21 protein-coding genes are annotated in these 24,813 nt (G+C 47.5%); 11 read left to right on the forward strand and 10 right to left on the reverse strand.

Going from position 1 to position 24,813, the window contains the following annotated elements; all coding sequences use genetic code 11:
* Positions 1-105: 105 nt before the first annotated feature.
* On the reverse strand, positions 106-1,320 hold the full coding sequence (locus IE104_RS02195; RefSeq protein WP_189415661.1) for an MFS transporter: 1,215 nt from the start codon (positions 1,318-1,320) through the stop codon (positions 106-108).
* A 100-nt stretch (positions 1,321-1,420) separates the two neighbouring features.
* Here IE104_RS02195 and IE104_RS02200 point away from each other — a divergent pair, with 100 nt between their 5' ends.
* The gene (locus IE104_RS02200) at positions 1,421-2,206 is read left to right on the forward strand and encodes an AraC family transcriptional regulator (protein ID WP_189415663.1); all 786 of its coding nucleotides are present in this window, start codon (positions 1,421-1,423) and stop codon (positions 2,204-2,206) included.
* Between the two features lie 361 nt (positions 2,207-2,567).
* Positions 2,568-5,399, forward strand: coding sequence for a TonB-dependent receptor (locus tag IE104_RS02205; protein WP_189415665.1), 2,832 nt, complete (start codon positions 2,568-2,570; stop codon positions 5,397-5,399).
* A gap of 109 nt (positions 5,400-5,508) precedes the next feature.
* On the opposite strand, the gene IE104_RS02210 is transcribed toward IE104_RS02205, so the two are convergent.
* Entirely contained in the window at positions 5,509-5,739 is a 231-nt protein-coding gene (locus IE104_RS02210; RefSeq protein ID WP_189415667.1) for a DUF3820 family protein, read from the reverse strand.
* A 2-nt stretch (positions 5,740-5,741) separates the two neighbouring features.
* The gene (yciH, locus tag IE104_RS02215) at positions 5,742-6,071 is read right to left on the reverse strand and encodes a stress response translation initiation inhibitor YciH (protein WP_189415669.1); all 330 of its coding nucleotides are present in this window, start codon (positions 6,069-6,071) and stop codon (positions 5,742-5,744) included.
* 109 nt (positions 6,072-6,180) lie between these two features.
* On the opposite strand from yciH, the gene IE104_RS02220 reads away from it, so the two are divergent.
* The 9 genes from IE104_RS02220 to IE104_RS02260 all read left to right on the forward strand — a co-directional run bounded on the left by IE104_RS02220 (position 6,181) and on the right by IE104_RS02260 (position 19,536).
* Positions 6,181-7,383, forward strand: a complete 1,203-nt coding sequence (locus tag IE104_RS02220; protein ID WP_229837577.1) for a serine hydrolase domain-containing protein — start codon at positions 6,181-6,183, stop codon at positions 7,381-7,383.
* Complete coding sequence (locus IE104_RS02225; RefSeq protein WP_189415673.1) at positions 7,376-7,594, forward strand: SlyX family protein; 219 nt, start codon at positions 7,376-7,378, stop codon at positions 7,592-7,594. The genes IE104_RS02220 and IE104_RS02225 overlap by 8 nt, the downstream gene beginning before the upstream one ends.
* 151 nt (positions 7,595-7,745) lie before the next feature.
* On the forward strand, positions 7,746-10,328 hold the full coding sequence (locus tag IE104_RS02230; protein WP_189415675.1) for a sensor domain-containing protein: 2,583 nt from the start codon (positions 7,746-7,748) through the stop codon (positions 10,326-10,328).
* A 237-nt stretch (positions 10,329-10,565) separates the two neighbouring features.
* Positions 10,566-11,600, forward strand: a complete 1,035-nt coding sequence (locus tag IE104_RS02235) for a rod shape-determining protein (RefSeq protein WP_189415676.1) — start codon at positions 10,566-10,568, stop codon at positions 11,598-11,600.
* Positions 11,601-11,663: 63 nt separating this feature from the next.
* The gene (gene mreC, locus IE104_RS02240) at positions 11,664-12,551 is read left to right on the forward strand and encodes a rod shape-determining protein MreC (protein ID WP_268247518.1); all 888 of its coding nucleotides are present in this window, start codon (positions 11,664-11,666) and stop codon (positions 12,549-12,551) included.
* Complete coding sequence (gene mreD, locus IE104_RS02245; protein ID WP_189415680.1) at positions 12,551-13,039, forward strand: rod shape-determining protein MreD; 489 nt, start codon at positions 12,551-12,553, stop codon at positions 13,037-13,039. The genes mreC and mreD overlap by 1 nt, the downstream gene beginning before the upstream one ends.
* 48 nt (positions 13,040-13,087) lie before the next feature.
* Positions 13,088-13,699: a Maf family protein gene (locus tag IE104_RS02250; protein ID WP_189415682.1), complete on the forward strand. Its 612-nt coding sequence runs from the start codon at positions 13,088-13,090 to the stop codon at positions 13,697-13,699.
* 86 nt (positions 13,700-13,785) lie between these two features.
* Positions 13,786-15,255, forward strand: coding sequence for a ribonuclease G (gene rng / locus IE104_RS02255; protein ID WP_189415684.1), 1,470 nt, complete (start codon positions 13,786-13,788; stop codon positions 15,253-15,255).
* 156 nt (positions 15,256-15,411) lie between these two features.
* Entirely contained in the window at positions 15,412-19,536 is a 4,125-nt protein-coding gene (locus IE104_RS02260) for a YhdP family phospholipid transporter (protein ID WP_189415685.1), read from the forward strand.
* 65 nt (positions 19,537-19,601) lie between these two features.
* Here the strand turns inward: IE104_RS02260 and yjgA are convergent, their stop codons facing one another.
* The 7 genes from yjgA to lptB all read right to left on the reverse strand — a co-directional run bounded on the left by yjgA (position 19,602) and on the right by lptB (position 24,811).
* Positions 19,602-20,120 carry a ribosome biogenesis factor YjgA gene (gene yjgA / locus IE104_RS02265; protein ID WP_189415687.1) on the reverse strand — a complete coding sequence of 173 codons (519 nt, stop codon included), beginning with the start codon at positions 20,118-20,120 and terminating at the stop codon, positions 19,602-19,604.
* Between the two features lie 110 nt (positions 20,121-20,230).
* Positions 20,231-20,500, reverse strand: coding sequence for an HPr family phosphocarrier protein (locus IE104_RS02270; RefSeq protein ID WP_189415689.1), 270 nt, complete (start codon positions 20,498-20,500; stop codon positions 20,231-20,233).
* A gap of 2 nt (positions 20,501-20,502) precedes the next feature.
* On the reverse strand, positions 20,503-21,372 hold the full coding sequence (gene rapZ / locus IE104_RS02275) for an RNase adapter RapZ (protein WP_189415691.1): 870 nt from the start codon (positions 21,370-21,372) through the stop codon (positions 20,503-20,505).
* 59 nt (positions 21,373-21,431) lie between these two features.
* Positions 21,432-21,878, reverse strand: coding sequence for a PTS sugar transporter subunit IIA (locus tag IE104_RS02280; RefSeq protein WP_189415693.1), 447 nt, complete (start codon positions 21,876-21,878; stop codon positions 21,432-21,434).
* Between the two features lie 14 nt (positions 21,879-21,892).
* Positions 21,893-22,183, reverse strand: coding sequence for a ribosome hibernation-promoting factor, HPF/YfiA family (gene hpf, locus IE104_RS02285; protein WP_189418221.1), 291 nt, complete (start codon positions 22,181-22,183; stop codon positions 21,893-21,895).
* 69 nt (positions 22,184-22,252) lie between these two features.
* A complete protein-coding gene (locus IE104_RS02290; protein ID WP_189415695.1) occupies positions 22,253-23,899 on the reverse strand; it encodes an RNA polymerase factor sigma-54 in 1,647 nt (548 codons plus the stop codon).
* Between the two features lie 186 nt (positions 23,900-24,085).
* Positions 24,086-24,811 (reverse strand): LPS export ABC transporter ATP-binding protein, encoded by a 726-nt coding sequence (gene lptB / locus IE104_RS02295; protein WP_189415697.1) that lies wholly within the window; start codon positions 24,809-24,811, stop codon positions 24,086-24,088.
* Positions 24,812-24,813: the final 2 nt, after the last annotated feature.

Here is a 24,813-nt window from a genome sequence, read left to right on the forward strand (position 1 = left end):
GTCAAAACAATATGAGAGGAATTGAGCAAGAAGCAGGCCAGCCCCACCTCAATTTATTCCTGTTGTTAAGAGGATTAAATCGAGATGGAAATGTATGAGTGAGATTTAATGTTTTGCGTATTCAACCTTCGGCAAAAACACAGTGATTATTCCTATCAACGGCAGGAAGGAGCAGCATTTAAAGACAAAAATAATATCCGTTGCATCCGCCAACGCACCCAGGGCGGCGGCGGAGATGCCACTTAAACCGAAGCTTAAACCAAAAAATAATCCGGAAATTAAACCTACTTTTCCCGGCACCAATTCCTGTGCAAACACCACTATCGCGGAGAAAGCTGAGGATAGGATTAAGCCAATGCACACGCTAACCACGCATGTCCAAAATAAATTGCAGTAAGGCAATAGCAGGGTAAAAGGAGCTGCACCGAGGATGGAAACCCATATCACCAACTTACGACCAATCTTGTCGCCCAGAGGACCGCCAGCGAAAGTGCCCACAGCAACGGCGGCCAGGAATATAAACAAAAACAGTTGGGATCCGGCTACTGACTGGCCGAAATGTTCCATCAAATAAAATGTGTAGTAATTGCTGAGGCAGGTCATATAAACGAATTTGGAAAAGATGAGTAACCCCAGGATCGCGATGGCGGTGGCTACTTTGTTACGCGATAACGAATGTGTAGCAACAGCGCCTTTAGCTCTCAGGGCGGCGTGGCTGCGAACAACCCAGCGACTAACATTGAATAAGACAATAATTCCCAGTACAGCAAATAGGGTAAACCACCCGATACTGCTTTGACCGCGAGGAATAATGATCGCTGCCGCCAACAGCGGGCCTATAGCCGAACCGCTGTTGCCTCCTACTTGAAAAGAGGACTGAGCAAATCCAAAACGCCCACCCGATGCCATGCGTGCTACGCGAGAGGCTTCGGGGTGGAAGGTCGATGAGCCCAAACCTACAAAGGCTGACGCAAGCAGTAATGCCGCATAAGAATCTGCAACGGCCAGCATGATCAAACCTATCAATGTAAACACCATGCCTATAGGCAAGAGATAAGGTTTAGGGTGTTTATCCGTATAAAAACCAATAGCAGGCTGTAACACCGAGGCTGTGAGCTGGAACACCAAAGTAATCAAACCCACCTGTGTAAAGCTCAGGTTGTAGTCTGCTTTTAGCATGGGGTAAATGGACGGCAGTACCGCCTGGATCAGGTCGTTAAGCAAATGCACAAAACTCACCGCTCCAACTACGGGGAGAATTAGTTTGGTGCTATCGAACGCAGGTTGCTGGGTGTTAGGGAGGGGTTCCATCTTGGTCATAGAGGCTGCGCCTTGCTGTAAATAAAGCGCTCAGTATAAAAGTGCCTGAAAAAGCAGAAATGACATAAACTATCGAATAAGTGACAAGTAAAGAGGTCTTATGACTATTGCCAGCATTCGAAGCCCAGAAGAATTGCAAACCGTACCTCGCCCAATCGTGGCATGGGCAGGGCATTATGCAAATGGCGAGGAGATTCCACCGCATACCCATCCGCGCGCCCAGCTTTTGTATGCCGTTGAAGGGGTGATGCGCGTGCTCACGCCGAATAGTGTGTGGACGATTCCATCGCAACGTGCGCTGTGGGTTCCGGCGAACGTTGAACATCATTCCTTTATGATGAGCGATCTAGAAATGCGCACGCTCTATGTCAGCCCGGATGCGCCCCTTGCCTTGGGGCAAGAGTGCCGCGCAATTTCTGTGTCGGGTTTATTGCGTGAATTGATTTTGGGTTTAATCGAAGAGCCGGCGGAGTACCCCATGCCTGGCCGTGGGGAGCATTTAACGGCACTCATATTGATGGAAATTAATCGCGCGGCAACGCATGCCGTTGAGATTCCCTGGCCGCAAGATCGTCGCTTGCAAACTGTGTGTCACTTAATCATGAATTCTCCCGGAGTGAATCGCACCATTGAAGAATTGGCGGATGCTGCCGGTGCCAGTGCACGAACACTCATCCGATTATTTCCAAAAGAAACCGGATTGAAATATCGCCAATGGGTACAGCAAGTACAAATTGCCGATGCAATTTGCAGGCTTGGTCGCGGCGAATCTATTGCACGCATTTCTCATGCACTGGGTTACGCCAGCCCGAGTGCTTTTTCGGCGATGTTTAAACGAATTTTTGGCGTCACTCCGAATCAATACTTGCAAGTCAAGCATGAATGAAAATCTTCATCGAAGGATCGATGATGCCGCTACCCCCTCGATTTTTTTAAATTATTTGTTGAATTCTTCCTGATACTTTTCCGCGTTGTTTTTCCAAAATCCCACATATTGGTTTTTAGTGTTTGATGGCTGATTTGAGTTATTCGTTATCCTTCTAACATCGTCTAATGCATATGAAGATTAAATGACTTTGTTAAGTTTTTTGTGCGGCACTCTTCAAAAATCCCACCGGTTTTTTAAATTTTGTTCATGGGCTTAACTAATAGTTGACATCTTGTACCCTTGTATACAAGATAGGCATGGATCTATTATTCCTTTTCTTACCTCTTGAACTTTAAAAATAACCAATGAGGATTCACTCATGAGAAAGCACTCCTTTAGACCATCTGTTTTATTTTCATTGATGATTTCTGCTACGGTGGCGCAAGCAAGTGCCCCCGATGATGTGGACGAAGTTATTGTCACGGGCAGTTATTCTGAAAGCCTTGAAAAATCCCTGGACCTGAAACGTAAATCCACCACCATGGTGGATTCGATTACCGCTGACGATGTGGGCAAGTTGCCAGACAATAATCTTGCAGAGGCATTGCAACGCGTTCCCGGCGTGCAAGTTTCGCGGACTAACGGTGAAGGACAACAGATTTCCCTGCGTGGTTTAGGGCCGAGCTTTGCGCGCGTGTTGCTGGATGGCATGCCAGTTTCAGCTGCATCAGAGGGTAGTGTGGATGCGCAGTCGCGCAACCGTGAATTCGATTTTGATTTGCTGCCTTCTGAATTGTTTAGCCAATTAGCCGTATCAAAAACTCCAAACGCCAGCTTGGTGGAGGGCGGTTTATCGGGAACAATTAATTTACGCACAGCACGTCCTTTTGATCGCCCCGGTTTCAATGCCACTTATCAAATTCAGGAAGCCTATCAGTCGACTTCCGAAAAATTTGATCCGCGCTTGAGTTTTTCGGTGAGTAATACCTGGGGTGATACCTTTGGTGCATTACTCAGTGTTACAACATCAAAAAGATCATTCCGTACCGACGGTTGGTCAGCGCAAGGTTGGACATCTGGATTGGTTGCAGCTAATGCGCCCGCAACAGGTTATGCAAAAGGTTTTGATTGGAAGCTTCCCAGCGTAGTGGCGAGTAACCCTACCACCACGGCACCTGGTTTTATTAATGAATCAGGCTTAAGCAATGCGAAGTTAGCTAATACTCAATTGCCGCGTTTGCCGCGCCCGGAAAGTCAGGAAGGCACGCGTGATCGTATTGGTAGTACCCTGTCGTTCGAATGGAAACCATCCGACACCCTGAGCTTTAACCTTGATGCTATTTATGCAAAGCTCGACGCAGATTTTGATCGATACACCAATAATCTTTTAGTGCGAAATACTGGTGCCGGTACCGATAATGCAACGGGTTTTGGTTATTTAACCCCGTCCAATTTTGCCATTGATTCCAACAATACCTTGACCCAAGGTACATTGTCAGGCGCAAAATTCTGGAGTGAAAACCGGGTCTTCCAACAAGAATCTGATTTCAAACATCTAGAGTTGGGTGCGAATTGGGATATTACCGATAGCATTAATCTTCAAGCTAAAGTTTCGCGAGCAGATTCTGATTTCCGCTGGAGAATGACAACTTATTTATTGCTCTCGAAACCGGGCACAGTAACACTCGATTTAGATGATCGTATTCCAACTATTACACCATCCATCGACCTTGCTAATAATGCCAACTGGGCGCTCAACGCCGTTCGTGTTCAACCGAGAACGCGCGCAGAAACCAACGATAACTTTTCGTTGGATTTAACCTGGGGCGATGACGCTAAAAATATTCGCGTGGGTGGTTTGTACAATAAATTCTCGCGCGAGCGTTTAAGTTTCAGCAGCAGTATTGGTACTAACCAGGGTGATTTTTTGAAACCATACGGTTACAACGGCCCCAATGATATTAATTTATTTAATTTGTCAGGCTATGCGATTCCTGTACCTATAGATCATTACGGAAAAGATATAGATGATGATATTGGTTACAACAGCTGGGCTGTCGCAGATTTAAAAGCCTTTGGTAAGTTGATTGATTATTCCACGTTGGATAATGCCGCCAATCTGGATTATCAAAACTCCGGTAGCTTTGAGGAAGAAAACTTATCTGCTTATCTTGAAGCTAATTATGCGCTTGATGTATTTGCGCGCGAGCTTCGTATCAATGCGGGTGTCCGTTACGTAAAAACTGATCAAGATCTGATTGGTTTTATCCGCACCCCGAGCACACCGCCTGCAGCAACCAATTTGTTCGGGTTGCGTCCTGCCAATTTCGGACAAAATACAATTAGCGGTGATTATGCAGAAGTGTTGCCATCCTTAAATCTTTCTTACGACATCAGTGAAAAAGTATTGGGTCGTTTGTCGGTTTCAAAAGCGCTGACACGTCCAAGCCCCGCAGACATACAACCTTTTACGAGTTTGTCTACTGCAGGTGTGGTGACTCAGGGCAACCCGGATTTGGATCCCTATCTCTCAAATCAGGTTGATCTTGGTCTCGAATGGTATTTCGAAAAAGGTGCGGTATTAGGTGGTAATGCTTTTTACAAAGAAATTACCGGTTTTGTACAAAGACAAAATGTTCCCAAAGCATTTAGAAATGCAGCCATTCCTTTGGATACCATTACCGACCCGACTTTCAAAGCATTATTGCCACAAGGTTTGGATACAGTGTTGTTGTTCAATACGCCAGTAAACCTGGATTCGGTAACTTATCTCAGAGGTATTGAATTGTTGTATCAACAACATCTCGACATGATTATGCAGGGGCTCGGTCTAAGTCTTAACTACACACGTTTGGATTCGGGTAAATCAGTTATCACTGGTTTGGCAGAAGACAATTACAACGCTGTGGTTTATTACGAAACTGATCGCTATGACTTACGTTTCTCATACAACTATCGCGGTGATTATGTGGAGTGTAATGTCAATTGCGGATCAACCTCGCCAGAAGTGCAATATCGTAATTCTGCCGGTTATCTGGATTTCGCTAGTAGCTTGAATTTCAGTGCGTGGGATAAGGATATGACAGTAACCTTTGAAATTCTTAATTTGTTGGATGAAGAGGAATATTCATACAACGGTTACGAAAATCGCGCGGCTTCATTAAACCGTCCTGGCCGTCAGATTATGTTAGGTTTGCGCGGCAAGTTCTAATGCTTGCCTGGCGTTAAAATAGTTTTGTTGTTCGTGCTTTACTCCAAAGTTGTTAGCCAACTCATTCCCCGGCCCAAAGCCGGGGTTTTTTATTTTTGTATCAAAAAAATTAATTTTTATCCCGCAGAGGTTTTAGTAGGCCTTCCAATCCGTTTAGTTTTATTTCATACAAAAACTGTAATTGCTCGCCAAGTTTTCCTTTGGGGAAACCTTGTTGATAAAACCATACTAAATAAGGTTCCGGTAAATCCATTAACACTCGCCCGGCATATTTTCCAAAGGGCATTTTGGTGTTGGCGAGCTCAAGCAAAATACTTGAATCAGGTTGACCGTTTTCCATAATTAGCCACCCGCGAGTTTTACGGTAAACCCGCGCTTTTCTAAATCCGCTTTTATTTTTTCGCGTTGGTCTCCCTGGATTTCAATGACGCCATCTTTTACCGAGCCACCCACACCACAGGTTTGCTTAAGTGCTTTGGCGATATTTTTCAATTCATTTTCGTCGACGGGAATGCCGGTAATAGTTGTAACACCTTTACCATTGCGGCCTGCAGTTTCGCGTCGAATTCGCACTATGCCGTCGCCAGCGGGAATTTGGGCGGCGGGTTTTTCTTCTTTTATGCGGCCCGTTTCGGTGGAGTAAACCAGGCGTGAATTTTTGTCTTTGCTCATGGGGAGTCCTCTTTCAGTGTCGCAATCTTACCAGATCGTTAAAGCTCATTCGCTTTGTATAGCTGGTAGAATGCCGGCAATTAAGTGTCCGATGAATGATGAGTACCTGATGAATAGTGACGATATAAATATTAAGGGTACATGGTTACCCAAATGGCAGCCGGTGGTGGATGCATTTGCAGCCAATTTTAATGAGGGCGAGCAGGGTGCAGGTATAGCGCTCTATCACGCTGGCGAATGTGTGGTGAATATTTGGGCGGGTGAGCGCACTAATCGTTTAGCGGGCATTGCCAATCAACCTTGGGATGAAAATACCATCGTTAATATTTTCTCGGCGGGTAAAGGCTTTGTCGCGCTTTGTGTTTTGCAATTAGTTGCGCAAGGCAATCTGGATGTAGATTCTCCCGTTGCACGTTATTGGCCCGAATTCGCCCAAGGCGATAAAGCTGCCATCACTGTAGGGGATGTGCTTTCTCATCGCAGTGGCCTATCCGCTTTTCATCAACATATTGCCGATAACCAAATATTTGACTGGGCTGCTATGGCCACCGCTGCTGCCAGCGAAACGCCCTGGTGGGGACCTGCAAGCGGGCAGGGCTATTCGCCCTTTATGTATGGTTGGATTTTAGGCGAGTTGGTTCGCCGGGTAAGCGGTTACCCAAGCTTTAATGATTATTTCCAGGCAAATGTTGCCGTACCTTTGAATATGAACTGTCACTTCGGCGTGCCAGATTCCGCGTTGAATTTGATTGCAGATACCGGCCCCTTAAAACGGAATGGTGCCACTACCGAAAGTAACGGTGCCGACAGTGTGGCATTGGGTAAGTTGATGAAAGCTGATCCTCGCGGAGTGACCAATCGCGCCTTTTGCAATCCCATCAGTTTAATGACCGCAACTAATACCCAAGCTTGGCGTCAGGCGCAAATTCCTGCGGCAAATGCCCACGCAAATGCGCAAGCGATTGCGGCTATTTACGGCGCCCTGGCAAACAATCAACTGCTACCCGCGAATATTTTATCGCTGTGCTCTCAAGAACAAACCTTCAACAATGATCAAGTTCTAGGTTTGCCGTTACGATTTAGTTGCGGCTTTATGTTGTCGCAAGCAGATCGGCCCGATTGTCGGTATGGGCGCGGTACTCGTGCTTTTGGTCATCCGGGAGCAGGTGGGTGCGTGGGTTTTGCTGATCCTGATTATCAATTAGGTTTTGGTTATGTCACATCGCGTATGGGGCAAAATATTTTGATTGACGAGCGTGCCGTTAAACTAATTGATGCGGCTTACGCTGTTTTGGAGAATCACAATGAATGATTTCGCGGACGAATTGATCGAATTACAAACCCGCATTGCTTATCAGGAAGACACTATCCAACAGTTAAACCAGGTTATTACCAAGCAAGATGCGGATATCCTTCAGCTGCAACACCAAATGCGCCTCTTGGCCAAGCGTATTGACGAGCTATCCCTTGCGCAACAAGACGGTGGCGAAGAAATCACCAACGAGCGCCCCCCACATTATTAATGTTCGGGTGAGTTGTTGATAAATGCGACATTCGTGGCATTAAAAGTTTTGTTTGTGACACTTCCCATAGCAACAAATTCTTACGGCTAAATCAGTTTCTTTGACTAGACTCAGCAATGGTACATTTCATTTATGAGTCTAGTTGTCGCCTATGAATTATCAGCAACCCCATTCTGCCAATCTTGAGGAGCTCAATCCTCTCAGCTTGGAATATGCGCTTTTAGCGCCAGATGTAGCTGCGTGGCGGTTCGATGTAGGCTCAGCTGACTTACATTTTTCCAAAGAATTCCCATTGGTATTCCCTGGTTACCAGTTCCCGTTTAATGATTTGTCGGGCCTTCTGGACAACCTGAGTTCAGCCGATAAATACATATTTCTGCAAATGTTCAATTCTGACCCCGTGGATTGTGACCGGGGCGTGCGCGCTTGCGAAGTGAAATTTCCAAGCGAAGTAGGTGAGTATCGCGTGCGTTTTATTGGTCGGCTTACGCCCAATAAAGATCGTCAGTACGAAGGTGTAGCTGTACCTAGCACCCATTGGTTAGCCAATCCCGGTGTGGAAACCAGTAGCAGTTTATTGCGCACCTTATTTGCTGAGAATCCAGTTGCGAGTTTAATGACCGATGCCAAAGGCGTGCTTTTGCAAGCTAATGCCGCGTTTGAAAAATTATTTGATCTTAATCCCCGCAAAATCAGTGCTGCTGTTGGTCGCTACAATCTGTTGCGTGATAAGCAGCTCCTGGCTGATTCTGAGATATCCCAACTCCTGCAAAATGTTTTTCGCGCTGGTGAAACGCTGAGCGTGGATTTAACTTATTCGCTGGATACCATAGTTAAATCCTTCGCCGCCAAAAAATTTAATCACACGGGGAAAAAAATTAGCCTGCGGGCTAGCTTGCTTCCCATTAGAAATCGTTTTGGTGAGTTGGAGCGTGTGCTAATTCAATTGCAAGATCGAACGCGTGAAGAAAATGCGCTTGAGATTTTGTTAAAGCAACAGCGTGAATTGCAAGAAAGTGAAGCCAGTTATAAAGCCTTTATCGCCAACAGTAGCGAAGCCATTTGGTGTTACGACATGGTTCCGCCAATCTCACTAGATCATCCTATTGAAATGCAAGTTGACCTTATGGCAGACCGCGCCTGTCTGTCGCAGGGCAATAAAGTATTGGTGACTATGCTGGGTGCGAATTCATTGCAAGATCTCATTGGCCAAGGTTTGCGCGAAAGCGGATCAACGCGCTATGTGTTCGACTTGCAATATTTTGTGAAAAATAAATATCAAATGGTGGATCACGATATTATTCGTGAAGACAGCAAAGGTCGCCGCTACTATTTCCAAATTTCATGCGTTGGTGTGATTGAAAATAATCGGCTGACCCGTGTGTGGGGCACAACAAAAGATGTTTCTGTACGCAAGCGTTATGAGCAGCGTTTGGAGCATATTTCCCTGCATGATTCGCTAACAGGTTTACCCAATCGCGCCAATATTTACCAGGAAATTGAGCGTTTTTACGCCCGTGAAGATGAAGCCCAGGGCGCTCTGTTGTTTATAGATTTGGATCGTTTTAAAGAAATTAACGATACCCTCGGGCATCAGGTAGGCGACCGTTTGTTGCAACTTATTGGGCCCCGAATTAAATCTGAAATGAATGAAATTCACGGCACAGTTGCCCGCATGGGTGGTGATGAGTTCGCAATATTTTTACCAAGTATTCGCAACCAACAGCACGCTGTTGTATTTGCACATTGCATTTTGGATGCGTTGCGTTTGGAGTTTGATCTTGAAGTGTTCTGCGCAGAAATTAGCGCAAGTATTGGTATTGCATTGGCGCCAACGCAAGCGTCAGACGTTAATGAATTAATGCGTTACGCTGACGTGGCCATGTATCACGCTAAAGAACAAATGTCCGGCATTGCAGTTTACAAACCTGAAATTGATCCGCACTCGCCCAAGCGTTTGGCAATGATGAGCGAATTAGGGCGCGCAATTCGTGAAGATCAATTGTGTTTGTATTACCAACCAAAAGTGAAATTAGACAGCAAAACATTTTACGGTTTTGAAGCTTTGCTGCGATGGAATCATCCTGAATTAGGTTTTGTGCCGCCCAATGATTTTATTCCCATTGCCGAAGTCACAAGCTTGATTCATCCACTCACTGCGTGGGTATTGGAAAAAAGTATTTCGCAATGTTGCTTGTGGCATTCGCAAGGTTTGAATGTCAGTGTTGCAGTGAATTTATCTGCGCGTAATTTGCTCGACGAAAATATGCCGAAACTCGTGCGCACCTTGTTGCAAAAATATGGTTTGCCTGCGAGTTCTTTGGAGTTGGAAATTACTGAAAGCTCAATCATGAGCGATCCGTCCCGCGCGCTACGTGTGCTGCAGCAATTACACGATTTGGGTGCTCAACTTTCTATCGACGATTTTGGAACGGGCTATTCGTCGCTCGCTTATCTGAAAAAATTGCCGGTGCAAACGCTCAAAATTGACTACTCGTTTATCCGCAATATGCTGGAAGATAAGCAGGATGAATTGATCGTAGAGTCTACCATTCACCTGGCGCACAGTTTGAGTTTAAAAGTCGTTGCTGAGGGGGTGGAAAACGCCGCCTTGATTGATCGTTTATCCTCCATGGGATGCGACGAAGCCCAGGGTTACCACATAGGTCGGCCCATGGCTTTGGCGCAAATTGATGAATGGATGGCCGAATCCGTCTGGACGGATATGCGCTAAACCCATAGCTTCAGGTTAAATTCCTCAAACCCGCTTGTTTGCTATTCACTCTATATAGTTTGCTCGTTTTCGCTTCTGTGAAAAGATGCCTGTGCTTTTGCAAAAAAGTTTGCAAAAAGTGCGCAAAAAGAGGCCGACTTACGAACAAATTTCCCTTATACTGCCGCACTTTACCAGCCATAGCTGCTGTTTCAGATTAATAGTTGCTAATCCCCAGATTAATAAGGCCGCATCTTCATGTTTATCAAATCCTTGCGTGGAGCTTTCTCAAACGATCTCTCCATCGACCTCGGCACCGCCAACACCCTGATCTATGTGCGTGGCCGCGGTATAGTTCTCAATGAACCTTCCGTAGTAGCGATTCGTCACCACGATGGCCGTAAAACCGTTGAAGCGGTAGGCATTGAGGCCAAGCGTATGCTGGGCCGTACCCCGGGCAACATCACGGCCATTCGTCCACTTAAGGACGGCGTGATTGCAGATTTCCAGGTGACTGAAAAAATGCTTCAGCACTTCATCAAAAAAGTCCACGAAAACAGCTGGTTTAACCCAAGCCCCCGCGTTCTTATTAGCGTTCCTTGCCTCTCTACTGAAGTTGAAAAACGTGCGATCCGTGAATCGGCAATCGGCGCCGGTGCACGTGAAGTACGTTTGATTGAAGAGCCAATGGCTGCTGCAATCGGCGCAGGCTTGAAAGTAGCCGAAGCAAGCGGTTCTATGGTGGTGGATATTGGTGGCGGCACCACTGAAATCGCCGTGATCTCCTTGAATGGCGTGGTTTACTCAGACTCTGTTCGTATCGGTGGTGACCGTTTCGACGAATCTATCGTTAACTACGTGCGCCGTAACTACGGTAGCGTGATCGGCGATGCAACCGCTGAGCGTATCAAGCAAGAAATCGGCTGTGCATTCGCCGGCAGTGAAATCCGCGAAATCGACGTACGTGGTCGCAACCTCGCAGAAGGTGTACCGCGCAGTTTCACCTTAAGTTCAGACGAAATCCTCGAAGCCCTGCAAGAGCCATTGGCTGGTATCGTTCAGGCCGTTAAAAGCGCTTTGGAGCAATCTCCACCAGAACTGGCTTCTGATATCGCCGAAAGCGGTGTGGTTTTGACCGGTGGTGGCGCTTTGTTGCGTGATATCGACCGCCTCTTGTCACACGAAACGGGTTTGCCCTTTATTGTCGCTGAAGATCCATTGACCTGTGTTGCCCGTGGTGGCGGTATGGCCATGGAAATGAACGACAAACGCATCGACCTCTTGTCGTCGTAAGATTCCTGATTCAGACTGAAGCGCTGGCATTGCCAGCGTTTTGCTTTTACAGGAGATACTGCCATCAAGCCCCTATTTTCTAACAGTACATCGCTCACCATGCGAGTCGTGGTATTGATTGCTGTCACCATGGCGCTCATTCTGGCGGGAATTTATACGCCCTGGCTTAAGCAGGCTCGCCAGCAACTGAACTTCCTTGCGGTTCCTTTCTATCAAGTTACAGATATCCCGCGCCGTATTGGTGACTGGGGCGCTGGGACTTTTGCCTCCGAAAAAGATTTGCGTGCTGAAAACGAGCGCTTGCGCACTGAGGTGCTGATTTATCAGCGCAAACAGCAACAGATGGCCGCACTGGCTGCAGAAAATGTGCGTTTACGCCAGCTGCTCAACGGTAAAGACATGCTGCAGGACAAAGTATTGATTGCAGAGTTAATGGGTGTTTCCCCCAATCCCCTTAGCCACGTGGTGGTAATTAACCGCGGTAGCCGCGAAGGCGTGTATGAAGGCCAGCCAGTATTGGATGCCTTCGGGTTAATGGGGCAGGTGGTTGATGTGGACGAAAACACCAGCCGTGTGTTGTTGATTTCAGACTCTACCCACGCTATTCCCGTGCAAGTGAATCGCAATGGTGTGCGTGCTATTGCTGAAGGCACTGGCGACTTGAATCGTTTGAGCCTGCGTCATGTGTCCATCAACGCCGATATCCGCGAGGGTGACGTGCTAGTTAGCTCAGGTCTGGGCGAGCGTTTTCCAGTTGGTTATCCGGTAGCTGAGGTCGAGCAAGTGGTACGCAATTCGGGCCAGGCATTTGCCCGGGTTATCGCCCGCCCTATGGCGCGTCTCGACCGCAGCCGCCATGTGCTTTTGGTATTTGACACCCATACCCAGCTTGATCAAGGTGTATCCTCCTCGTCAGTTTCCTCTTCTGCATCCTCTGCGGCGGCGCATTGATGATTCCCCATCACTGGAACTCTTATCTGGTGATCATAACCAGTTTTATAGTGGCGCTAGTCTTGGCGGTATACCCTTTGCCTCTGGATTGGCGCTGGTGGCGACCTGAGTTTGTGCTTTTGGTTGCTATCTTTTGGATCTCGGTATTTCCGCTCACCATCAGCTTATTCTTCTTGTGTTTTGTGGGCCTCTATCAGGATTTGCTGGAAGGCGTGCCTTTTGGCCAGCACAGTTTGTCGCTGGTGATAGTTTCTTATATTTGTATTTTGTCTTATCAGCGCGTGCGCAATTTTGCGATTTGGAAAGAGGCCTGCTGGATTTTTGTGTTGGTCGGTTTGGCACAGCTGCCGGGTAATTGGGTGCAAAGTATGGCGGGGCGCCCGCTATCGGGTTTGCTGTTTTTAGCCCCGGCATTTTCCAGCGCATTGATTTGGCCCTTGGTGCGTATGCTGATGGATCGCCTGAGCAGGCATTATCGTATTACCTGACTTTGCGTAAGCTGTAATTAGTGCACAGTGTTCAGTAGGAGTTCATGAGTGAAACCGGAAGATAATCCGTCTATTTATCTGGCTTCAAAATCACCGCGTCGGCGCGAGCTGCTTCAGCAAATTGGCGTGTCGCATCAGGTGATCAATGCCGATGTAACAGAAGTGCCGCGCACCCACGAATCTCCCAGTGAGTACGTGCAGCGCTTGGCGCGCGAGAAGGCGGAGGCGGGATTTGCAAGCGTCAAACGTTTACAGCTAGCGGTCAAACCTGTGCTGGGTGCTGACACTATAGTGGTTATCAATAACGAAATTCTGGAGAAGCCGCAGGACGCCGAACATGCGGCAGTCATGTTGCGCAAACTTGCCGGAGCAGACCATCAAGTGATGACTGCAGTTGCCATGATTGTGGAAGAAAAGTGCAGCATAAAACTTTCGGTGACTGACGTGGTCTTTCGTCCACTTGGCGATGATGAAATTGCCGCCTATTGGAAAACCGGCGAGCCTTGCGACAAAGCAGGCGGTTACGCTATCCAGGGTTTAGGAGCGGTTTTTGTGCAGCAAATTCGCGGTAGTTACACCGGCGTTGTGGGGCTGCCGATTGAGCAAACAGTTGCACTTTTAGACGAGTTTGCCGTTCCTTATTGGCAATCCAGCATCTAGTAAAACTATTTCGGTAAACCTAATTGCGGTTACCGGATAAGGCAAGAGCAAGTAAAAATAAGGTAAAAAAGGCTGACGATTTCACTATGAGTGAAGAAATTCTAATTAACGTATCGCCCGTAGAAACCCGCGTAGCGCTGGTTGAAAACGGCGTGGTGCAAGAGCTCTACATAGAGCGCAGCCACGGCAAAGGCTATGTGGGCAATATTTATAAAGGCAAGGTCGTCCGTGTGTTGCCCGGCATGCAAGCTGCATTTGTGGATATTGGTTTGGAGCGTACGGGTTTTATCCACGCTGCCGACATGGTGCCGGAAGCGCCGGAAGGTGAGCCGCGAGTTGCGGAAATTCCTGATATTCGCAGTCTGGTGCGCGAAGGCCAAACCATTCTGGTACAAGTTGCCAAAGATCCTATAAGTACCAAAGGCGCCCGCTTAACTACCCACCTCACGCTTTCTTCACGTTACCTTGTTTACATGCCCAACAGTAAACATATCGGGGTTTCTGTGCGTATTGAGGACGAACAGGAACGTGAGCGTTTGCGTAGCATTATGGATACGGCGCCGGAGCTTTATTCGGTGACCGGCGGCTTTATCGTTCGCACTGTTGCAGAAGGCGCAACCGCAGAAGCGATTTTGGCAGACATTCCCTTCCTGCAAAAACTGTGGTCGGATTTGAGTGAAAAGCTAACCAGCATCCCAGTGCCTGGTGTAGTCCATAAAGATATGCCGCTTTACTTGCGGGCATTGCGCGATTTGGTGCGTGCTCCTATTGATAAAATCCGTGTGGATTCGCGTCTGACTTTCCAGCAAATGCTCGATTTCGCCAGCAATTATTCGCCGCAGTTAGTTGACCATATTGAGTGCTACACCGGCGGTCGTCCGCTGCTGGATTTGTATGGCGTTGAAGAGGAAATTCGCCGCGCTCTGGATACTCGCGTGCCGCTGAAATCCAACGGCTACCTGATTATCGAACAGACCGAAGCCATGACGACGGTGGATGTAAACACCGGCGCGTTTGTCGGCCATCGCAATCTGGAAGAAACCATTTTTAAAACCAATTTGGAAGCGGCAACGGCGATTGCCCGCCAGCTCAGGTTGCGTAATCTCGGCGGTATTATCATTCTCGATTTTATCGATATGCAGGATCAGGAACACCAGCGACAGGTGTTACGCACCCTCGAAAAGGCGCTGGAAAAAGATCACGCCAAAACGCGCATTACCGGTGTATCTGAATTGGGTTTGGTGGAAATGGCGCGCAAGCGAACGCGCGAATCATTGGGGCAAATGCTGTGTGAACCTTGCCCGGTGTGCGCAGGCCGTGGCCAAGTGAAATCTGCCGAAACTGTGTGCTATGAGATTTTTCGTGAAATTCTGCGTGAGTCGCGCTCTTACGATAACCAAAAATTTTTAGTGTTGGCGGCACCATTGGTTGTTGATCGTTTGTTGGATGAAGAAGCCGCTTACGTTGCCGACTTGGAAGCCTTTATCGGCCGCACTATTGAGTTCCAGGTTGAGAATCTGTTCACGCAGGAACAATACGATATTGTGTTGGTGTAGCGCGAATAGCTGCGCCTTCCGCGATAGATTATGCGTAGCGCTTGTTTAGCTGTTTGTTTTGGTCGTGCCTTCAGGCCTGACATTTGTTTGGTAAATACTGATCTCAGCAATTACCGATTTTTAGGAATTACCGATTAGCATGACATCTGTATTTTTATGACCGCTTACGCTCGCAAACTGATTAAGTGGTTTTATCTCCTGTTCGCGCTGGCTGCTATTAGTTTGGCGGTGCTGGTTCAGGCTGGGCGCAGCTTTTCCCACTTGCTGGCAGACTATCCGCAAGAGCTTGGTAGCTACCTTTCAAACAAACTCAATGCGAAAGTCACCATAGGTGCTATCAAGGCTGAATGGGTGGGGCTCAAGCCCATGGTTGATGTGCGCGACCTGCGCATTATTAGCCAAACCGATAAGCCCATCTTTTCACTCGGCCATGCGCAAATGCGTTTGGATTTGCTCGGCAGCCTGGGGCACGCGCGTTTAGTGTGGAGCGCATTGCAACTCGATAAAGTGCAAATGGATTTTGTGCAAACTGACGATGGTTTTTGGCAAGTGTCGGGTATTCCGCGCAAAGCCAAATCGCAAGATGAAAAAGGCGCGCGTCTGGATTCTTTAATCGATATGTCGCTCTTGTCCCGCCGTATTGAATTTGCGCAAACCCAGCTGAATTTTCACTTCGCTTCCGGCACGACCACCACACTGAATTCTCCGTTGCTGCGCATGGAAAATGCGGGCGATTTCCATCGCCTCTCACTGCAGGTTGATGTGGACGGAAATCCCAAAACCCTGACGTTAATTGCGGAAGGCAAGGGCGATCCTCGTCGCCGCGAGACATTCAGCAGTAAAGGTTTTGTGCAACTTAAGCAGTTTCCTACGAATGAACCCATAGCCGCGACCACCGCTTTTTTACTGCGTGGAATTAAAGCAGAAGTTCACAGTGAAGGTGCGCTGGATGCGAGTCTTTGGTTTAGCAGCCGTCCCAAATATGAAGGTTTGAATGTTGAAGGGAAGGTGAGTATCCAACGCCTTAATGTTCCTATTCTCGGCCAATCCTTAACCTTTGATAGTTTTGCGACTGACGTGGTTGGCCATTGGCTATACAGCGGCCAGTGGCAATTAGCTTTGCAAAAAATGAATGCCAAGGTTAATCAACATAAGGTTGAGAACCTGAGTTTTGCAGCATCGGCGGGAAGCTTTGCTGAACCTGTGTTGTTGCATCTACCGAAAGTTGATTTGCAGCGTTTGAATCAAACCTTGGATAGCGCAGGGGTTTTGGGTGAGGGGCGTTTGCGCGACGTTATGCGTCAGCTTGGGCCGGAAGGTGAATTGCGCAATGTGCAATTCGCCATTCCCACCCAAAATCCTAAAGCTTGGGAACTACAAGCTAATCTTGCCAAAGTAGGGGTAAACGCATGGCAGGGTGTTCCTGCATTGCGCACCGTTGATGGGTTCGTGTATGCCAACAAAAATGGCGGCTTTGTCGATATCGACAGTCGCGAAGGTTTTAGCATGCATTATTCTCCAACCTATTCTGCGCCTATGGAATATAAACAGGCCAAAGGCCAGGTCGCCTGGTGGCTGCAACCGGATAAGAACCAGATCTACGTTAACAGCGGTGCTTTGGAATTTATCAACGGCGAGGAGCACGCCAAAGGCTATATGTGGTTATCCCTTCCCTGGCAGAGAAACACGGGTGACATAGATCTTTATTTGCAGATTGGTGCGAAAAAATTAAACGCTAGTCTTTACAGCAAATACACGCCTGCTGTTGTTCCGCGCTCCTTGCTGGATTGGTTGGAAAAAAGTATCGGCCCTAACAATGCTGGTTTCGTTGATCAAGTAGGGTTTGTTTATCGCGGTACGCTTAACAATCGCAACCCCGCCGCACGCAGTCATCAGCTCTTTGTCGATATCAAACACGCCCAATTGAACTATCACCCGGAATGGCCGGCGCTGGATTCTATTGACGGGCGTTTACTGGTTAGTGATAACGATGTGGCAGCAAGTGTGGATAAGGCCAGGTTATTTAACAGTGATGTTGGCGTAACACAGGTCAATGTTAATCCGAATCCTGACGGTCATGGCTCGCTCTTGCGTGTGAATGGCAGCGTAGAAGGTGGTGCGGAGGATGGTCTGCGAGTATTGCGCGAGAGTATGTTGCGCCGTTATATAGGCTCCAACATGGACACCTGGAAGCTCGATGGCAAGATGCACACCGAGCTAAATATTGCGGTGCCGCTGGATCCAAAAGGCACAGGCGCTACGCAGCAGGTCGATATAGATTTGGAATCGCCCAATTTTGAAATGGGTAATTTAAAGTTGGTTATGCAGGATGTTCAGGGACATCTCAATTTCAACGAAACCACAGGTTTGAGCAGTGAAGGACTCAACGGAGTTTTGTTTGGCCAACCCGTAAAAACGTTGCTGAGCACCAGAAAACAGGGCGATGCCAGCCAAACATTGGTTGAAGTCAAAGGCGATGTTGATGCCCAAGCCTTGGCAAAATGGACCCAGCGCCCCGAGGTTTTGTTTCTCGATGGTCGTGTTCCCTATAACGCGACTGTAGAGTTAAACCATAAGTCTGCTACGGCTGATCCAGCAAGCAATTCACCTTTCGCCGTTGTTACAGTTACCAGCCCATTATCCGGTGTGGCAGTCGATTTGCCGGCCCCCTATGGCAAAACTGCTGAAGGCGAACGTTTCTTCAGATTCAAAATGTCCATGTCCGATAAGGTTTCGCTTATCGACATGGTTTATGGCGAAAACGTACAAGCGCTGTTCGAGCTGGATCCCCATCAGGAAAATAAATTACTCAATGCCAATATCGCACTTAACGACAGTGCCAAGCTGGCGATTGAACCGCAATTTTTATTGAGCGGTAATGTGCCGGGATTGGATATTGAACCCTGGAAAAAAGTCCAACAACGCTATTTGGGTTTCGGTGCCCAAATCGATGCGCTGAAGCCTAAGGCATCAGCGGCACATGGCGAAACCAGTTATCAACCTGAGATTCCGATTACCGAAGAAAGCCCGGTATTAGTGGCGGGTTTGCCTTTTCGTGCGCAGGTTTTGTTGGGGCATTATCAAGTTGGTCCGCTCGCTCTGGACGATATTCATATCCGTGCCGAGCGCTTATATGACGCCTGGAAAGTTGCGTTCAAGAACCCACTGCTCGATGGTGAAATTCGCATTCCCAATGACTCTGCCAAACCATTGCAGATAAATTTGGAAAGCCTGCGTCTTACCAGCGCTTTGCTGGGAGCAAAAGAAGTTGAAGCAGCCGTAGTGGCAGGGCAGTTACCGAAAGTGCCCGGCATTAGTGTAGACCCACGCACTTTGCCCTTGGCCGATATGTCCGTAAAAGCGCTCTATATGGACGAAGTTAATTACGGCAATTGGTCTTTGCAAATAAGACCGCAAGCGCAGGGAGTTTTATTCGACAAAATCAACGGCACTGTAAAGGGTGTGACTGTTGGTGCTATGAGCACCTTGGATGCAGATAACAAAATCGTGAGCAACAGCGCCGGCGCAAAAATGGAATGGCTTGTGAGTGAGTCCGGCTCAAGTACACATTTTATTGGCGAGCTTTCCGCGACGGATTTGTCAGCAGTTTTGCGCGAATGGCAAAAGCCTGACATGCTGGAAAGTAAGCTCGCGCGTTTTAAAGTTGATGCAACCTGGAGTGGTGATCCTCAAGATTTCGCGTTGAAAAAAATGGCAGGCAATATTGATGTCTGGATTGAACAAGGCCGCTTTAAAAACAATCCAAGTCCAGGCAGTGATGGCTTGTTGAGACTAATGGCCGTGCTGAACTTTGATTCACTCGCGCGCCGTTTGCGTTTGGATTTTTCGGATCTTTATCAAAGCGGATTGGCTTACGATCAAATCAGCGGCAAAGTAAATTTCACGCCAGGCACAATGACATTTGTTGAACCGCTCGACGTTAAAACGCCATCGAGCCGTTTACAAATGGCAGGCAAACTTGACTTGGAAAATGAAAAAATTGACGCACGTTTAGTTGCCACTTTGCCGGTTGTTGGCAGCTACACTTTTTTCACCGCGTTAGTTACAGGTTTACCTGCAGCAGCGGGAATATATATCGTCAGCAAATTATTTAAGAAACAGGTAGATCGCGCTACCAGTATCAGTTACAGCCTGCAAGGCAATTGGAACGATCCAAAAATGAGTTTTGATCGTCTCTTTGAAAGTGAAGATGAATTGATTAAAAACGTAAATAAAGAAAAAGCGCCCGCAAAAAACCGAAGGCGTAAGGTACAAAATTAGATTTAATATAGACAAAAAAATAGGAGGCTAATGCCTCCTATTTTTTTGGAACTTTAACGCCAAAATCAATCTTGCAGTTCAAGTTGCTCGCGAATAAAAGCGAACAATTTGCGAGAGCTTTTAGGTGGGAGGTTTTCGTCGCGTTCTTTTTGCGCGCTGCGTACTAATTGTTTCAAATGCTGCACATCAATGCCGGGGCAGTTAGTAACCAATGTTTGGAAAATTTGTTTATCGCCTTCAATTAATAAATCGCGGAAGCGTTCTATTTGGTGTTGGCGATGTACGTATTGATCACTGCGTGCTTGCAACTTATCAACAGCAGCTTGAATTTCTTCATGATTGGTTTCACGCATTACGCGACCAATGAATTGCAAGTGACGACGACGCGCTTCGCGATGCGGCATTTTACGCGCCTCGAGAATGGCATCTAAAAGTTTTTCTTCAGCGGGAATGGTGGCCAATTGCTTATCGTTCATTTCGATAAGCTGCTCGCCCAACTTCTGTAGAGCAGTCATTTCGCGTTTTACCTGCGATTTGCTCTTGATGTAGTCGTCGGGGTTGATGTCGTCGTATTTGTAAACCATAGGATTGCCTAAACGGAGTGTTACCGGTGTTGCTTGCAGATGCTGATCAAAAAGGGCGCACAGGGTAGGTGAACCAGCTGCAAATAACAACCTTTGTTTGGCAGCAAATTCTATTCATCTTCCTCAAAGCGGTTGTTAATTAAGGCTCTAATAGCGTCCATTGCCTGGGTTTCGTCATCACCTTCGGTTGACACTTCAAGGTTGGTACCCTGGGTTGCGGCCAATAGCATCAGGGACATAACGCTTTTTGCATCTACCCAGCTACCGTTTGTGCGAGCTTGGCTACGGCAGCCAAACTGGGCCGCTAAAGTAGCAAACTTGGCAGCAGCACGAGCGTGCAGGCCGCGTTTGTTAATAATAGGAATGGTTTCCGTTAACATAGTTAATTTTTCTTGTGTTTGTTTATATCGCGATGACGCACCTGCACATCGCCAAATTGTTCATTAAAATGCGCTTTGAGCCGTTCGCTCAAGTACACAGAGCGGTGTTGTCCGCCGGTACAGCCCACCGCAACGGTAATGTAGCTGCGGTTGTTGGCTTGATAACGTGGCAGCCAGCGGCTCATAAAGTCTTCTATGTCCTGATACATCTCATTCACGGCGTCTTCTGCTTCCAAAAACTCAATCACGTCCTTATCTTTACCCGTCAAGGGGCGAAGATTGGGTTTCCAGTGAGGATTCGGCAGGCAGCGCGCGTCAAAGACGAGATCTGCATTTACCGGGATGCCATGTTTAAAGCCAAAAGATTCAAACAATATCGCCATGCTGGACTGGCTGCGGCCGACTACGCGCTCTTTCACCAAATCGCGCAGTTCATGCAGGGTCAAATGGCTGGTATCAATAATTTGATCCGCGGTATCGCGAATAGGTTCCAGCAATTCCTGTTCGTTCGCAATCGCCTCAGCCAAATTGGTGTGTTTGTCGCTGAGCGGATGCTTGCGGCGTGTTTCGCTAAAGCGCTGGATCAATACAGACGATTGGGAGTCCAAAAAAATCACCGTGAAGGGCAGGTGTGCCTCTTTCAGGGTGCTGATCATTTGCGGGAATATTTGCAAGTCTTTCCAGGCGTTGCGAACATCTATACCAATCGCGAATTTATGTTGGTCGTCTTTGTGGATTTCGATTTGTGCAACCAGTGCGGGCAACAGGCTTACAGGTAAATTATCAATGCAGTTGTACCCCACGTCTTCCAACACGTGTAGGGCGGTACTTTTGCCTGAGCCGGATAATCCGCTCACAATCACTAACTGCATAATGTTTCCCTATATGAACCAAATCGATTTGGTTCAAAAAACCTGGAGCTTAAAAATAATCAGCTGATGGCTGCTTCGTAAAGTGTGCTGTTGTCGCTGGCGGCACGTAAACGCTGGCGAAACTCACTGCGTGTTAATGCACCGGCCAGAGCGGCCAAATTTTTCAAATGTTCTGCGTGTGAATCTTCTGGCACCAGCATGGCAAATAAAATATCGACAGGTTCATTGTCGATAGAATCGAATTCAACGGGATGCTTTAGCGTAATAAGTGCACCTATAGCACCCGCGCTGTTATTGATGCGGCAGTGCGGGATTGCAATGCCGTGCCCAACGCCTGTTGACCCCAAACGCTCGCGCGCAAGAAACCGACGCACTAAATCATCGGCATCAATGGTTGAAATATCTTGCGCAATAACTTCTGCAAGTAATTCCAATGCGCGTCGTTTGCTGCTGGCCTCAAGGCTACTGCAAGCGCGTTCGGGTGTTAACAGTGATTGAATTTGCATAGTTGTCCGAGCTTTTAGCGATGGCTGCGCATCTTTTCTTTATGTTTAATTAGCTGGCGATCCAATTTGTCGGCCAGGGAATCTATTGCTGTATATAGATCGGGATCTGTGGCATCGGCAAAAATATCTTTTCCGCTAACGTGTAAAGTGGCTTCCGCTTTTTGTTCGAGTTTATCAACCGAAAGAATAACGTGAGTATTAGTGATGCGGTCGTGATGATTGCTTAAACGCTCCAATTTGCTGATCACGTAATCTCTCATTGATTCGGTAACTTCTACGTGGTGGCCACTGACATTTATTTGCATAGATACATCCTCGGTGGTTACATGAGTGCCAAATGCACTCACAAAATATTTCCAGCTTAATATTTTCAGTTAAAGTGTTTTGCGCTCATTCGATGGCGGAATGTTGAGCGACTCGCGATATTTAGCAATGGTGCGGCGTGCAACCTGAATGCCTTGTTCGCCGAGTAGATCGGTAATTTTGCTATCGCTTAGTGGTTTTTTAGGGTTCTCCGCGCTCACCAGCTTTTTGATCAGGGCGCGAATGGCTGTGGAAGAACATTCGCCACCGGAATCTGTGCTCACATGGCTGGAGAAAAAATATTTCAGTTCAAAAATACCTTGCGGTGTGTGCATAAATTTTTGCGTAGTCACGCGCGAAATAGTCGATTCATGCATCTCAACAATTTCCGCAATATCATGCAGTACCAATGGCTTCATTGCTTCGGCGCCGTACTCCAAAAAGCCTCGTTGTTTTTCAACGATACAACTGGCCACTTTTAACAGGGTTTCGTTACGGCTTTGCAAACTTTTCAAGAACCAACGCGCTTCCTGCAAATTGTCTTTCAGGAATGTATTGTCACTGCTGGAGTCCGCACGTTTTACCAGCGATGCATAATCAGAGTTGATGCGTAAACGCGGCGCTATTTCCGGATTTAACTCTACCATCCAGCGGCCTTCACGTTTTTCCACAAAAACATCGGGCACTACATATTCTGTTTCACCGCTGGCAATCATGTCGCCGGGGCGTGGATTCAGGCTTTGAATCAAGCTTACCGCTTGGCTAAGCTCATCCTCTTTAAGTTTGGTCCTGCGCATTAACTGGCGGAAATCGCGGCTTGCCAGTAGTGGTAAATATTGTTTGGCAATGAGTTTTGCTTCGGCCAAAAAGGGCGTTGAAGCATCGAATTGTTGCAGCTGCACACTCAAGCATTCGGCCAGGTTTTGGCTGCAGGCGCCGCAAGGATCAAACTGTTGGATGCGGTGCTGAACCGCTTCCACTTCATCCAGCTCCAAATCATCCCATTCGGTGATCAGGCCACTGAAAATGTCTTCTAATGTGACTGATAGCATTCCGCTAGGTTCAACCGCATCAATAATTGCCATGGCAATTATGCGGTCGCGATCAGACATAGGCGTGAGATTGAGTTGCCACATAAGGTGGTCGTACAGCGAATCAGTAGCGGCGCGGCGACTTTCAAAATCGTTGTCGTCGTTTTCGTAATTGGTAGATCCACTGGATTGGCTGGTTTGGTATACGTCATCCCAACTGGTATCTACGGGTAAATCGGCAGGAATGGCTTCGTTCCATTCGGTTGCGCTTTCGCTGTAATCATCTGTGCCGGCGTAGTTATCGGTGTCAGTAAAACTTTCGCTTTCTCTGAAGCCATCGCTGTCACCAAAATTGGTTTCGCCAAAGCTTTCATCGCCAAACTTTTCGCTGCTGGATTCGTTGTACGTCATCTCACCGGAATAGCTCTCGCTAAAATCGTCGGTACCGCTATCGCTGGTGGCTGCTATTTCCTGGGTGCGAGCGTAGTCGCTGTCTTCAAATTCGGTATTGGATGATGACGGAGTATCAAAGCTATCTTCCACTTCCAACATGGGGTTGGAATCAAGAGCTTCCTGAATTTCTTGTTGGAGATCTAAGGTCGATAATTGCAACAGGCGAATCGCTTGTTGCAACTGCGGGGTCATGGTCAGTTGTTGACCGAGCTTGAGTTGTAGAGATTGCTTCATTATTCGAACGAAAAACCCTTAGCTAGCGAAAGAGGCGAGCAAAAAACTAAACACTGTTAGATGGAGTTTAGTCAGGGTTTGACGACTAGGCAATAACTCAATGGCGCTAAAGGGAAATATTTAAAGCAATCTTTATGCCTAATGGTTAAGGATTTTAATTTGTCAAGGAAATGGACGACGAAAAGCTTAAAGTTTGAAGTCTTCGCCAAGGTAAACCTGACGAACTTTATCGTTGGCGAGAATAACGGAAGAGCTACCGCTGGCAATGATATGACCTTCGCTAACAATGAATGCTGTTTCGCAAATGTCGAGGGTTTCGCGCACGTTGTGGTCGGTGATTAACACGCCAATGCCGCGATCTTTTAGGTGGCGAACAATTTCTTTGATGTCGGCAACCGAGATGGGGTCAACGCCCGCAAAAGGTTCGTCGAGCAGGATAAATTTTGGATCTGTCGCCAAGGCACGGGCAATTTCCACGCGGCGACGTTCACCACCTGATAGCGACATACCGAGGCTGTCGCGAATATGGGTGATGTGGAATTCTTGCAGTAAGGATTCCATTTTCGCCAGGCGCTGCTTGCGGTTAAGGTCTTTGCGGGTTTCAAGAATCGCCATGATGTTATCGGCAACGCTGAGCTTGCGGAAAATAGACGCTTCTTGTGGCAAGTATCCAATACCGGCACGGGCGCGGCCGTGAATAGGCAAGTTGGTGATATCCAAATCATCAATTAATACGCGGCCATTGTCGGCTTCCACCAAGCCGGCAATCATATAAAAACAGGTAGTTTTACCGGCGCCGTTAGGTCCTAACAGGCCAACAATTTGGCCGCTGCTAACGGAAACTGAAACATTGATAACGACTTTGCGTTTTTTATAGCTCTTGGCAAGGTGTTGCGCGTGGAGGCTGGCCATGG

This window comes from Cellvibrio zantedeschiae, assembly GCF_014652535.1.
In the GTDB taxonomy this organism is placed as follows: domain Bacteria; phylum Pseudomonadota; class Gammaproteobacteria; order Pseudomonadales; family Cellvibrionaceae; genus Cellvibrio; species Cellvibrio zantedeschiae.